At 60.8% G+C, this 12,929-nt stretch carries 8 protein-coding genes; 6 read left to right on the forward strand and 2 right to left on the reverse strand.

What is annotated here, in order from left to right:
- The first annotated feature begins 91 nt into the window (after nucleotides 1-91).
- From IFT66_RS16055 to IFT66_RS16070, 4 genes are all read left to right on the forward strand, one after another.
- A complete protein-coding gene (locus IFT66_RS16055; RefSeq protein ID WP_192078206.1) occupies nucleotides 92-1,885 on the forward strand; it encodes an acyl-CoA dehydrogenase C-terminal domain-containing protein in 1,794 nt (597 codons plus the stop codon).
- A 197-nt stretch (nucleotides 1,886-2,082) separates the two neighbouring features.
- Nucleotides 2,083-3,291, forward strand: coding sequence for an acetyl-CoA C-acetyltransferase (locus IFT66_RS16060; RefSeq protein ID WP_192078207.1), 1,209 nt, complete (start codon nucleotides 2,083-2,085; stop codon nucleotides 3,289-3,291).
- Between the two features lie 2 nt (nucleotides 3,292-3,293).
- Nucleotides 3,294-3,677, forward strand: a complete 384-nt coding sequence (locus IFT66_RS16065) for a cupin domain-containing protein (RefSeq protein ID WP_192078208.1) — start codon at nucleotides 3,294-3,296, stop codon at nucleotides 3,675-3,677.
- 15 nt (nucleotides 3,678-3,692) lie between these two features.
- A complete protein-coding gene (locus IFT66_RS16070; protein WP_192078209.1) occupies nucleotides 3,693-5,906 on the forward strand; it encodes a 3-hydroxyacyl-CoA dehydrogenase NAD-binding domain-containing protein in 2,214 nt (737 codons plus the stop codon).
- 71 nt (nucleotides 5,907-5,977) lie between these two features.
- Here the strand turns inward: IFT66_RS16070 and IFT66_RS16075 are convergent, their stop codons facing one another.
- Nucleotides 5,978-7,222, reverse strand: a complete 1,245-nt coding sequence (locus tag IFT66_RS16075) for an OpgC family protein (protein WP_192078210.1) — start codon at nucleotides 7,220-7,222, stop codon at nucleotides 5,978-5,980.
- Nucleotides 7,223-7,428: 206 nt separating this feature from the next.
- Nucleotides 7,429-10,950: a PAS domain-containing hybrid sensor histidine kinase/response regulator gene (locus IFT66_RS16080; RefSeq protein WP_192078211.1), complete on the reverse strand. Its 3,522-nt coding sequence runs from the start codon at nucleotides 10,948-10,950 to the stop codon at nucleotides 7,429-7,431.
- A 187-nt stretch (nucleotides 10,951-11,137) separates the two neighbouring features.
- Here IFT66_RS16080 and mscL point away from each other — a divergent pair, with 187 nt between their 5' ends.
- Together mscL and IFT66_RS16090 are read left to right on the forward strand one after the other, a co-directional pair.
- Nucleotides 11,138-11,581: a large conductance mechanosensitive channel protein MscL gene (gene mscL / locus IFT66_RS16085; protein ID WP_062578996.1), complete on the forward strand. Its 444-nt coding sequence runs from the start codon at nucleotides 11,138-11,140 to the stop codon at nucleotides 11,579-11,581.
- A 124-nt stretch (nucleotides 11,582-11,705) separates the two neighbouring features.
- Nucleotides 11,706-12,881 carry a pyridoxal phosphate-dependent aminotransferase gene (locus IFT66_RS16090; RefSeq protein WP_062453879.1) on the forward strand — a complete coding sequence of 392 codons (1,176 nt, stop codon included), beginning with the start codon at nucleotides 11,706-11,708 and terminating at the stop codon, nucleotides 12,879-12,881.
- Nucleotides 12,882-12,929: the final 48 nt, after the last annotated feature.

The following is a 12,929-nucleotide window of genomic DNA, read 5'->3' on the forward strand; positions in this document are numbered from 1 at the left end:
GTTTACGCGAACGTCAATTAAGTAAGTGCAGGAGACGACGGGCTGTAATGCCCGGGAGGAAGCGTCAGGCTAATCTGGAGGATGGATAACGATGCCCGTCTATAAGGCACCGGTAAACGATACACTTTTCGTTCTGAATGATGTGCTCGGCTTGGAGCGTTACGGCAACCTGCAGGGTTTTGCCGATGCGACGCCCGACATGATCGAGGCGATCATCGGCGAAGCGGCGAGAGTGGCCGAAGAGGCGCTGTTCCCGATCAACCTTTCCGGCGACCGGGAAGGCTGCACCCGCAACGACGACGGCACTGTTTTGGTGCCCAACGGCTTCAAGCAGGCCTATGACCAGTATGTCCAGGGCGGCTGGATCGGCCTGGCCGTACCGGAAGAGTTCGGCGGCCAGGGCCTGCCCTACACACTGCATGCCGCCGTCGGCGAATATATGTCGTCGGCCAACATGTCGCTGATGATGTATCCCGGCCTGACGCAAGGGGCGATCGCCGCCATCCTCGTCCACGGCACGGACGAGCAGAAGGCCACCTATCTGCCCAACATGGTCGGCGGTAGTTGGTCGGGCACCATGAACCTCACCGAGCCCCATTGCGGCACGGATCTCGGTCTGCTGCGCACCAAGGCGGTGCCGCAGGATGATGGCTCCTACAAAATCTCCGGTCAGAAGATCTTTATCTCCGCCGGTGAACACTCGATGACCGACAATATCGTGCATCTGGTTCTCGCGCGGATCGAGGGCGCGCCTGAAGGCACCAAGGGCATCTCGCTGTTCATCGTGCCGAAGTTCATGGTGGGCGATGACGGTTCGCTCGGAGCCCGCAACGGCGTCAGCTGCGGTGCGCTCGAAGAGAAGATGGGCATCCACGGCAACTCCACCTGCGTCATGAACTATGACGATGCCACGGGCTATCTGATCGGTGCCGAGAACAAGGGTCTCTCGGCCATGTTCGTGATGATGAACGAAGCCCGCCTCGGTGTTGGCCTCCAGGGCCTGTCGATCGCGGAAACCGCCTATCAGAACGCCGTCGCCTATGCCAACGAGCGTATCCAGGGCCGTTCGCTTTCGGGCGCGAAAGCGCCGGATAAGAAGGCTGACCCTATCATCGTCCATCCGGATATCCGCCGCTCGCTGATGACCATTAAGGCCTTCAACGAGGCAGGCCGCGCCTTCGTTTTGTGGACGGCGCTGAAATCCGATATCGCCCATCGCTCGCAGGACGAAGCGGAACGCCAGAACGCGGACGATCTCCTCGGGCTTGCCACGCCGATCCTCAAGGGCGTGCTGACCGACAAGGGCTTTGATCACGCGGTCATGGCCCAGCAGGTCTTCGGCGGCCACGGCTATATCGAAGAGTGGGGCATGAGCCAGTATGTCCGCGATGCCCGCATCGCGATGATCTACGAAGGCGCCAACGGCATTCAGGCGCTCGATCTGGTTGGCCGCAAGCTGGCGCTTAACGGCGGCCGCGCCGTCATGGCCATGTTCAAGGAAATCGGTGATTTCTGCGAGGAAAACCGCGGCGACGAGGCGATGGTTCTCTACACCAAGGGCCTCAAGAAGGGTCTGAACGACCTGCAGGCCTCGACAATGTGGTTCATGCAGAACGCCATGGCCAAGCCCGACAATGCCGGTGCCGGCTCGACCGACTACATGCACCTGTTCGGCCTCGTCACGCTCGGTTACATGTGGGCGAAGATGGCAAAGGCAGCTCAAACCGCATTGGCCGCCGGGGACCCGCGCGAAGAGTACCTGAAAGCAAAGCTCGTCACGGCGAAGTTCTATATGGAGCGTATCATGCCGGAAACCGCGCTGCGCAAGGTGCGCATCGAGGCCGGCGCAGACACCATGATGGAACTGGCCGCCGAGGCGTTCTGAGGCGTTGGCTACCCCCTCTGGCCTGCCGGCCATCTCCCCCTCAAAGGGGGAGAAAATGTGTGGCGACTGCTCGTCCCGATTGAACATCGGCGGCGCGGCGGGATAAACCCTCCCTCTTGCGGGGAGGGTTTGGGAGGGGTCTTCTCTCCCGCAGTGAAACAAAGGCAATGTAATTTGCCACCAAGGGAGATGACACCATGACCGAAGTCTTCATTTACGATCACGTGCGCACGCCGCGCGGTCGCGGCAAGAAGGACGGCTCGCTGCACGAAGTGCCGGCTGTCCGTCTCGCGGCAAAGACCCTCGAAGCCATCCGTGATCGCAACGGGCTCGACACGGACACCGTCGACGACATCATCATGGGTTGCGTCGATCCTGTCATGGACAGCGGCGCCGTCATCCCTAAGGCTGCGGCCTTCGAAGCGGGATATTCGACCCGGGCACCCGGCATGCAGATCTCCCGTTTCTGCGCATCGGGCCTTGATGCCGTCAATTTCGGCGCCGGCAAGATCGCAGCCGGATCCGACGACATCGTCATTGCCGGCGGTGTCGAGTCGATGTCGCGCGTCGGCATGGGCATGTCCGGCGGCGCCTGGTACATGGACCCTTCGGTCAATTTCCCGTCCTACTTCATGCCGCAGGGCGTCTCGGCCGATCTGATCGCGACGAAATACGGGTTCTCCCGTGATGACGTCGATGCCTATGCCGTCGAAAGCCAGAAGCGCGCCGGAAAAGCCTGGGATGCCGGCTACTTCAAGAACTCGGTGATCCCGGTCAAGGATCAGAACGGCCTGACCATTCTCGACCGCGACGAGCATATGCGGCCGTCCACCGACATGCAGGCGCTTGCCTCGCTCAATGCCTCGTTCCAGATGCCCGGCGAAATGGGCGGCTTCGAAGCTGTTGGCATTCAGGCGCATCCGGAAATCGAAAAGATCAATTACGTCCACCACGCCGGCAATTCGTCTGGCATCGTCGATGGCGCTGCCGCCGTCCTGATCGGCTCCAAGGCCGGCGGCGAAAGCATGGGCATCAAGCCGCGTGCCCGTATCCGTGCCTTTGCAAACATCGGCTCCGATCCGGCGCTGATGCTGACCGGCCCTGTCGACGTCACCGAAAAGCTGCTGGCCCGCACCGGCATGACGATTGCCGATATCGACCTGTTCGAACTCAACGAAGCCTTTGCCGCCGTCGTGCTGCGCTACATGCAGGCGTTCGACATTTCCCACGACATCATCAACGTCAATGGTGGGGCGATTGCCATGGGCCACCCGCTCGGTGCCACCGGCGCGATGATCCTCGGCACCGTCCTCGACGAACTGGAACGCCGCGATCTCAACACCGCAATGGTCACGCTCTGCATCGGTGCCGGCATGGGTACTGCTACCGTGATCGAGAGGGTCTGACCGTGAGCTTCAATACCGGTACAGTCGAAGACGAATTTGCGCATGTTGACGACCACTGGTCGCCACGCGTCATTGCCGATCTCAACGGACAGAGCGTGAAGGTCGCCAAGGTCAAGGATCATCTGACCTGGCATTCGCATCGCGACGAGGACGAACTGTTCCTCATCTGGAAGGGCGAACTCACCATCGAATATCGGGACCGGCCGCATGTCCATATGAAGGCAGGCGACTTCCATGTCGTTCCAAAGGGCGTCGAGCACAATCCGGTCGCGGCCGATGAGTGCTGGATACTCGTGTTCGAACCGTCCGAGACGAAGCACACCGGCGATGTCGTGGTCGAAAAGACCAGGACGTTGGAAACCCAGCGCAGCCATTTGTCGGCCTGATAGGGGAGGAACCCAATGACCTACACCAACTTCACCATCGAAACCGACGCGGACGGCATTGCTGTCGTCACCTGGGATATGCCGGGCAAGTCGATGAACGTCTTTACCGCCGAGGTGTTGGAAGAACTCGACGCGATCCTGAAGGCAACCGTCGCGGATGCCGCCATCAAGGGCGTTGTCTTTACCAGCGGCAAATCCTCGTTTTCCGGCGGTGCCGACCTCACCATGATCCGCAGCATGTTCTCCATGCTGCAGGAAGCGACCGCACAGGACCCGGTTACCGCCAAGCAGAAGCTGTTCGAGGTTGCAGGGCAAATGACCTGGCTGTTCCGCGCCATCGAAACCAACGGCAAGCCCTGGGTATCGGCCATCAACGGCACCTGCATGGGCGGCGCTCTCGAGCTGTCGCTGGCATGCCACGGTCGCGTCGTCGCGAATTCCAAGTCGGTCAAGCTTGCGCTGCCTGAAGTCAAGGTCGGCATCTTTCCGGGCGCCGGCGGCACGCAGCGTGTCTCGCGCCTCACCGATGCCCAGTCCGCCCTGCAAATGATGACGACCGGTCAGACGCTGACGCCGCAACGCGCCAAGGCGATGGGTCTCGTGCATCAGGTCGTCGAGCCCGATCAGCTCGTGACCGCTGCAAAGCAGATGATCAAGGATGGTTTGAAGCCCGTCGCTCCGTGGGACGAAAAGGGATTCAAGGCACCCGGCGGCGGGGTCTGGACGCCACAGGCTGCCCAGCTTTTCCCGGCGGCCCCCGCCATCCTGCGCCGTGAGACGGCAGGCAATTATCCGGGCGCGCTCGCCATCCTCAAATGCGTCTACGAGGGACTTCAGCTGCCCTTCGATACGGCGCTCAAGGTCGAGCAGCGCTATTTCACGCAGATCCTCGGCACCACCGAAGCCTTCTCGATGATCCGTTCGCTGTTCATCTCGATGCAGGAACTGGGCAAGGGCGCCCGTCGTCCGGCAGGCGTTCCAAAAAGCGAATTCAAGAAGGTCGGCGTGGTCGGCGCGGGCTTCATGGGTGCCTCGATTGCCTATGTGACGGCTGCCGCCGGCATTCCCGTCGTGCTGATCGACCAGAGCCAGGAAGCAGCCGACAAGGGCAAGGCCGTCTCCGAAAAGCTGGTATCCGACAGCGTCGCCAAGGGTCGCCTGACGAAGGAGGAGGGCGAAAAGCTCCTCTCGCTCGTCACCGCCACGCCGGACTATTCGACACTTGCAGATGCCGATCTCGTCATCGAGGCGGTGTTCGAAGACCGCAAGGTCAAGAAGGCCGTGATCGAAGCGGTCGAAGCCGTCATTCCGGAAACCACGATCTTCGCGTCGAACACCTCCACCCTTCCGATCTCGGGCCTCGCGGAAAACTCCAAGCGTCCGGACCAGTTCGTCGGCGTGCATTTCTTCTCGCCGGTCGAAAAGATGATGCTGACCGAAGTCATCCTGGGCGAAAAGACGGGCGACAGGGCGCTCGCCGTTGCGCTGGATTTTGTCGGCAAGATCAAGAAGACGCCGATCGTCGTAAACGACACGAGAGGCTTCTTCGTCAACCGCTGCGTCTTCCGCTATATCAACGAAGCCTATGACATGCTGGCCGAAGGCGTGCCGGCAGCCATGATCGAGAATGCCGCCAAGATGGCCGGCATGCCGGTCGGCCCGCTGTCTCTTAACGATGAAGTGGCTGTCGATCTCAGCCAGAAGATCATGAAGGCCTCGATCGCCGATCTCGGCCCCAACTCGGTCAAGCCGGAACACATGGCGCTGATCGACAACATGGTCGATGTGCTCGATCGCCGCGGCCGCAAGAACGGCAAGGGCTTCTACGACTACCCCGCCAAGCCCGCGAAAAAATCGCTCTGGCCCGGCCTCAAGGATCTCTATCCGCAAAAGCCGGCCCGAGATGTCGACGTTACCGTGCTGAAGCAGCGCTTCCTCGTGACGATCGCACTGGAAGCCGCCCGCACCGTCGAGGAAGGCATCGTCACCGATCCGCGCGAAGCCGATGTCGGCTCCATCCTCGGCTTCGGCTTTGCCCCCTATACGGGTGGCACGCTGTCCTACATCGACGGCATGGGTGTGAAGACCTTTGTCGAACTCGCCGAAAAGCTGGCCGCGCAATATGGCAGCCATTTCAAGCCGACACCGCTGCTCATGGACATGGCGGCGAAGGGCGAGACCTTCTACGGTCGGTTCGACCCCTATGCGAAAGTCAGCCAGGCGGCCTGACGTCGCCAGCATCTGATCATGAAAAAGGGCGCCTCGTGGGCGCCCTTTTTGTATCGAAACGATAGTGGCTGCTACCGGATGATCATCTGCTGTGGAACGCTCTGGGCAGCCGGTGTCGGCGTCTTGAGCGTCTTCGCAGGCGCCGGTTCCGCAGTGCCGAGCAGCTTGTCGCGCTCGCGCCACAGAGCCGGGATCGACAGGAGGGCGACGGCGGTCAGCGCAATCGCGGTTTTTGTCCACTCGCCAAGCTCCGGCGTACGACCGTCGAAATAGTAGACAAAGTAGACGATCGCGACGTGCCACACATAGACATAGAGAGAGTGGCGGCCGAGCAGGCGCAGGTACCGCAGGGTGAACACCCAGGTCACGGCAGACGCGATGTTGCGCACCCAGTTTGCCTTGTGCTGCGGACCGGCAACGAGCAGCCAGGTGACGAGAAGACCCATCGCGGCGAAGTTCAGGAGATAGACCGGACCGAAATCGGCACGGATTTCCATCGATGCAAACTTGCCGATCATGTAGGCCGGCATCAGCTCGTTGGCGGTAATCAGGCGCAGCGGCAGGAAGAACATCACCAGCACCAGCGCCACCTTGGGGATGAACGTGTTGTCGGGCGACAGGATCTTGGCCCAGTTGATCTTGCCGGACGAGGTCAGCGCACCGAGAACGAGGCCCGAGAAGAACACGATCTGCCAGCCAAACAGGTTGAACGAGACGCGGATGCCCTGATCGTCCGAACCCATGATCAGCTCATTGATCGGGATCGTTGCGATCTGATGCAGACCCAGCTGTCCGGCCATCCACATCATGATCGAGGCGGCGACCACGTAGTGCCACTTGTCATCAAGCACCAGCTTGATGAGCATCGGTGCAAACAGCATGTAGACGATATACTGCGGCAGAATGTCCATGAAGGTCGGCTGGTAGAGGAAGGTGGCGATCGCAGCGAGACGCAGCGGATCGTCGAAATTGGTGTAGCCCAGCCAGTTGAACCAGACCGAATAGGCCCCCGGCAGCAGCATCTGCGCCACCAGCACGGCGATCACGATGCCCATCGCATAGCGATAGAGCTCGAAGGCACGGCTGTAGATCGCAGTGCGACCGGCGGCATATCCGCCTTTCATCATCTTGCGGGCATAGACCATGCCGATCATCAGGCCGGACAGGAACACGAAGCCCTGCGCATCCTCGACAAAAGCAAGCTGGTTGTGGTTGATTTTGACCAGGAAGTAGCCACCGGCAAATATCAGGTGGTTGAGAACCATAAATACAAGGAAATATCCCCGCATCCCGTCAATGATCTCGAATCGTTTCATCGGTCGCGGTCTCCGTCTCTACCGGTTCCGATGGCCTCGTGCCTTTCGGTCCGTAAGGCCTCTTCGGGCCGGGAAGTCACGCGCCTAAACGTCGCGACGCGCCGGAGAGTTCCGAGCGACACTCGCTTTGTATCTGACGTTCAGACATTTCAACCGTAAACAGTCTGTGATGACTATTCGATGAACAGCTTTTTAAGCAGTTTGCGTCATTCCGCCGCGAGACGCCGCAGACCGGCGATCTGGGTGAGGTAAGCGCGCAGCGCCGCCGGTCGCACCGGCTTGTGCTGCAGTGAAATGCCGTGTTTCTCAGCCTCGTTGCGCACATCCGCGGACCGATCGGCGGTGATGAGCAGGGCCGGAACATCGGCCTCGTAAGCGGCACGCAGCGACTGGATCGCCGCGATCCCGTCGCCGTCATCGAGATGATAATCGGCGATAATGATATCCGGCGCCGGCTCACCCGAACGGGTGATTTCGTCCAGCACCGTGATGGACTGCGCTTCCCTGACCGTGCAACCCCAACCCGTAATCAACAGCGCCATCCCCTCCAGAATCTTCGGCTCGTTGTCGATGCACAGAACCCTCAGCCCGGTCAGCGGCTGCGAGCGTTTGCGCCGTTCAGGCCGCTCGGAGGCTTTCGCTGGTCGCGCGACCGATGCGTCGAGCGGCAGATCCACCCTGAAGATGGTTCCGCGACCGGGCCTCGATGCAAGCTGCACGGGGTGGTCGAGCACACGCGAAATACGGTCGACGATGGAAAGACCGAGGCCGAGACCGGTTGCGGTTTTCGCCCCTTCGTCGAGCCTTGCGAATTCCTTGAACACGGTCTCGAACTGGGCTGCCGGAATGCCGATGCCGGAGTCGTGCACTTCGATCGATACTCGCCCGCCATGCCGCCGCGCGCCGACCAGAACCTTGCCGCTGATTGTGTATTTGATCGCGTTGGACACCAGATTCTGCACCAGCCGGCGCAGGAGATTGGCGTCGGAGCGAACCCTGAGTGAGGTCGGCATCACCACGAAAGTCAGGTTCTTCTCGCGCGCCATCGGCTCATAGTCGGTCGCGATCCGGCGCAACAGGTCGTCGAGGGCGATGGTTTCGAGCTGCGGCTTCATTGCGCCGGTGTCGAGCCGCGAAATATCCAGTACCGCCCCAAGGATCGCCTCGACCGATTCGAGAGCGGAATCGATGTTGCGCACCAGCGGACCGTTGCGGTCGGCAGGCGTCATGCGCTCGACCAGTGCGGATGAGTACAGCCGCGCGGCATTGAGCGGTTGCAGGATATCGTGGCCGGCAGCGGCAAAGAAACGTGTCTTGCCGATATTGGCTTCCTCGGCCTCGGCACGCGCCTGGCCCAGTGCATGGTTGACGCGGGTCAGCTCTGAGGTGCGCTGTGTCACCCGCTGTTCGAGCGTTTCATTCGCCTGTTTCAGCGCCTTTGCCGCCGCAACACGGTCGGAAATGTCGGTGAAGGTTGCAACGATGCCGCTATCCGGCATCGGGTTGGTGCGCACTTCGATGATCCGCTCGCCGCTTGCAACGACAAGCGAGAACGACGCATCCAGCGTCTTGAACCGGTTGACCACATCCGCCTGTTCGTCTGCAGGAATGTCACCCCGGTCCGAAAGCATCGCCACGATTTCTGAGAGCGGAAATCCGACCTGTCCGACCTGGTCGGGAAGGTCGAGAAGATGGCGAAAACGTCGGTTCCAGATCGTCAGCCGGTCGGCACTGTCGAACACGGCAATTCCCTGGTCCATCTGCGAAAGCGCCGTCTGCAGCATGTCCTGGTTATACTGCAGGGCTTCGCTCGCCTGATCGAGCAGGAAGGCGGTGTCGGCGCTGGCATCCTCGGCCTTCTGCAGGATCAGCGACAAGACAAGCCGTGCCGAAGAAGAACCGATCGCGCTTCCCAGCAGCTGTTCGGAAAAATGCACCAGTGCCATGTCGGCCGGCTGGTCGTCCTCGAACCGGCGTCCCGCGGTGCGCTCATAATGGGAAAACGAACGCTGCATGCGCTCCTCGCCGAGATAGCGGGCTATCGTCGCCTTGAGGTCTCCCACGCTGACACGGGTCTTCCAGCCGCGGGTCGCAAACTCCGAGCGCAGATGCCGCTTGACGAAAATCCCGGCCTGCAAACGCTCCACCGGTCGCGGATTGCGTGACAGAGAGCCGAGCACGAAGGCCAGCATGTTGAGCGCCAGACTGAAGATCGTCGCGTTGACGAGCGGATCGGTTTCGGGACCGGAGAATATGCCGGTGCCGGGGATCAGGAAATTCAGCACGGCCGCGGCGATGTGGGAATTGTCCGGTCCGCCGAGGCTCGGCACGAACAACAGATAGGCCCAGGCCGCAAACCCGAGGCACATGCCAAGGATTGCGCCTCGGGCATTGGCCCTCCGCCAGATCAGCCCGCCGAACAGCGCGGGTGCCACCTGCGCGATCGCCGCAAACGCCAGAAGGCCGATCGAGGCAAGACCCGACTGGGTGTCCGCCATCCGGTAATAGCCGTAGCCGAGAAGCAGCACGGCGAAGATCGCGAGCCGTCGGATATTGAGAAGTGCACGGGTGAAATCGGCACGACCCCCATGCGCCGAGCGTGCCGCCATCAGTTTGCGGCGCAGGAAGACAGGAATGATGATGTCGTTCGACACCATGATCGACAGTGCGACGGATTCGACGATCACCATCGCGGTTGCGGCGGAAAAGCCGCCGATGAAGGTGATCAGCGTCACGACCGGCAGATTGCCGTGGAGCGGAAGCGTGAGAATGTAGAGGTCGGCATTGCCGGTTCCACCGAACGTGACCAGTCCGGCAATCGCCACCGGCAGCACGAACAGGTTGATCGCGACGAGATAGATCGGCAGCAGAAACGAAGCGACCTTGCGTTCCCGGTCCGTGCGGTTTTCCACGACCGTCACATGGAACTGCCGAGGCAGAAGCAGGATGGCGAAGGCCGAGAGAAGTATCAAAATCAGCCAGCGGCTGAGGGGCGTTTCGTAGGACAGTGCCGAGGTGATCAGGAGGTTGTCGGCAGCCTTGGCCATCAGGTCTGCAGGACCGTCGAACAGCACGAACAGCACCGTCAGCCCAACGGTTGCAAAAGCAAAGACCTTGACGACGGATTCCATCGCCACCGCCAGGATCAGACCGTCCTGATGCTCCGTCGCATCCGTATGGCGTGTGCCGAACATGACGGCGAAACCGGCCATCAGCAGTGTCACGATCAGGGCCAGATCGATGAAATGCAGGTTGCCGCTGCCAATCCCGTAGTCGGAAGGATTGACCATCACGGCGACCGAACTCGACACGGCTTTGAGTTGCAACGCGATATAGGGCACGGAGGCCACCAGCGCGATGATGGCGACGATCATCGCCACGGTCGAGTTCTTGCCATAGCGGGCAGCGACGAAGTCGGCGACGGAGGTCAGTTTCTCGGCTTTCGCGAGTTCGACGATGCGTCGGATCAGCGGCATGCCCAATGTCAGCATCAGGATCGGGCCGATATAGATGCCGAGGAATTCAATCCCGCGACGGGAAGCCAGACCCACGCCACCGAAATAGGTCCACGAGGTGCAGTAGATCGCCAGGCTGAGCGCATAGACCACGGGCCGGCCGATCTTCGGCACGCCCACGACGCGACTTCTCCGGTCGCCATAACTTGCGACCGCAAACAGCAGCAGAATATAGGCGAAAGCGGCGACGATGATCACCCAGCCCGAAAGCATGTCTCCTCCCCGCAATGCCGCGACGCGGATGAGATTAGGTCAAAAGCAAGGGTTTGCAAATCGCCGCGGCATTGGCAAAAAGTCCAATGCCTGGTCATCTTTAAGTCTCTGTCTTTTTCACCTTTTCAGCAAGTGGTGATGCACTATGTTGGGGCGGATCAACAACCCGAGCAGCAGGGGTAATGCTATGTCCGTTGTTTCCGAATTCCGTTCCTTTATCGCCAAGGGCAATGTCGTCGATCTCGCCGTCGGCATCATCATCGGCGGCGCCTTTACCGGCATCGTCACATCACTGGTCAACGATCTCGTCATGCCGGTCGTAGGTGCCGTGACAGGCGGTGGCTTCGACTTTTCCAACTACTTCGTGGCGCTGTCGAGCGCGGTCACAGCGCCCTCGCTGGAAGAAGCCCGCAAGCAGGGCGCGGTCTTCGCCTATGGCAGCTTCATCACGGTCGCGATCAACTTTCTCATCCTCGCCTTCATCATCTTCCTCATGGTCAAGGGCGTGAACAAGCTCCGCGCCATGGAAGAAAAGAAGCCTGCGGACGCCACACCGGCCCCGCCGCCGGCCGATATCCAGTTGCTTTCGGAAATCCGCGATCTTCTGAAGACGGGTAACCCGATCCGGTAATCCAACCGCGTCAACAGATCGGCGATCCATCAAGAAAAACGATCGCCGATCCACGGATTGTCATGGGATTTTCCGAGTTCTCTGCGCTAAACAGAATGAAAGCATAGGGAAATGTTCAGGAACCATGTCGATCATTGCAAGTCTCAGCCCGCGCGCCGTCTCCACTCCCGAAAGCGGTATTGTCGAGATCATCAATCACGCCCGCGCCGGTGGCCGCCGCGACCTGATCCCGCTCTGGGCAGGCGAGGGCGACCTGCCGAGCCCGGATTTCATCAATCAGGCGGCATCGAGCGCGCTTCTGGGCGGTGAGACCTTCTATACCTGGCAGCGCGGGATTCCCGAACTGCGACAGGCACTGTCAGACTATTACACGCGGCATTTCTCAAAGACGCTGTCGTCAGAGCATTTCTATGTCACCGGCTCCGGCATGCACGCGATCATGATGGCCGTGCAGGCGATCGCCTCGCCGGGCGATGAACTGATCTACCTCTCGCCGACCTGGCCGAACATCATCTCCGCGATCGAGATTTCCGGCGCTTCCGCCATCGGCCTGCCGCTTGCCTTTACCGGTGGCGGCTGGTCGCTCGATCTCGACACGCTGGACGCTGCGATCACGCCCAAGACACGTGGCCTTTTCATCAATACGCCCGCCAACCCGACCGGCTGGACGGCAACGCTTGATGATCTCCGAGACATTCTGACGCTCGCCCGCAAACATGGGATCTGGATCATCGCCGACGAGATCTATGCCCGTTACTACTACGGTGGTGCGGCAAGGGCTCCGTCCTTCCTCGACATCATGGAAGAGGGCGATCGGATCATCTTCGCAAATTCCTTCTCCAAGAATTGGTCGATGACCGGCTGGCGCATGGGCTGGCTGGTGGCTCCGCCGGAAATGGGGCAGGTGATCGAAAACCTCATCCAGTATTCCAACTCGGGCGTCGCCCAGTTCATGCAGCGCGGCGCGGTGGTGGCGCTCAACGAAGGCGATGCCTTCGTCAACGAGAACGTGGCCCGCGCCGTGGCCGGTCGCGATATCCTCTGCGATGCGCTGATCGCCACCAACCGCGTGCAGACGCTGAAACCCGATGGTGCGATCTACGCCTTCCTCAAGGTGGATGGCGTAACCGACAGCCGCCTGACGGCAATGGACATCGTCGACAAGATCGGCGTGGCGCTGGCGCCCGGTTCTGCCTTCGGAGAGGGTGGCGAACTGTTTCTGCGGGCCTGCTTCCTGCGCAATTCGGCCCATGTCGAAGAAGCCGCCGGTCGGTTGGCGGACTATATCAAGCGCCTCTAACCCCGCTCCATCACCGCAAAGAGGGCGGTCTGTAAAATTTTATCGATC

The sequence above is a fragment of the Rhizobium sp. CFBP 13726 genome (genome assembly GCF_014841925.1).
Taxonomy (GTDB): domain Bacteria; phylum Pseudomonadota; class Alphaproteobacteria; order Rhizobiales; family Rhizobiaceae; genus Neorhizobium; species Neorhizobium soli.